Below are 546 nucleotides of genomic sequence, written 5' to 3' on the forward strand. Positions count from 1 at the left end.
TTAGAAAACCGTCATTTTCCCATACCAGTCCCTTGATTCGATCGGTTCTTCTTCCGCAAAACAGAAAAAGTACATTTTGGAAGGGATTAAGCTGAAACTTCTGCTGAATAAGGGCGCTTAGCCCATCTATTCCACGTCTCAAATCGGTGTAACCACAGACGATATAGATTTGATCAAATCCAGAGGCACTATTTAACATTTCTAAGGCCCCTGAGCACATTTAAGATTAGCTCTGGCGATGGTTGATTTCCAAACTCGATGGTGATTTCACCGAGTTTGATAATAACTTCGGGTTGAGTTGTTGAGTTAGCTTTAACATTTTTAACATGACTCAATTCGTTTGTTTTCGGTTGTGATAGCATTGGAACAAAAGAGACCTCACCATTTCTATCCTCTTGGTCAATGGTTTCGACGATAGAGTGACGGATTTTCTTAAGCCAATAATAATAAGATGTTTCTTTTACGTTATTCTGCCGGCACCAATCTCTGATGCCTAATCCACTGGCATTGTGTTCTGAAATGATAGCAGCCCACTTATCATAACGA

2 protein-coding genes are annotated in these 546 nt (G+C 39.9%); both read right to left on the reverse strand.

Annotation, left to right across the window (positions count from 1 at the left end; all coding sequences use genetic code 11):
• On the reverse strand, positions 1–199 hold a 199-nt coding region (gene tnpB, locus DOT_RS00135; protein WP_009612725.1), incomplete at its 3' end, for an IS66 family insertion sequence element accessory protein TnpB.
• On the reverse strand, positions 189–546 hold a 358-nt coding region (locus DOT_RS30085; protein ID WP_009612726.1), incomplete at its 5' end, for a hypothetical protein. The genes tnpB and DOT_RS30085, both read right to left, overlap by 11 nt.

Source organism: Desulfosporosinus sp. OT (genome assembly GCF_000224515.1).
Lineage (GTDB): Bacteria > Bacillota > Desulfitobacteriia > Desulfitobacteriales > Desulfitobacteriaceae > Desulfosporosinus.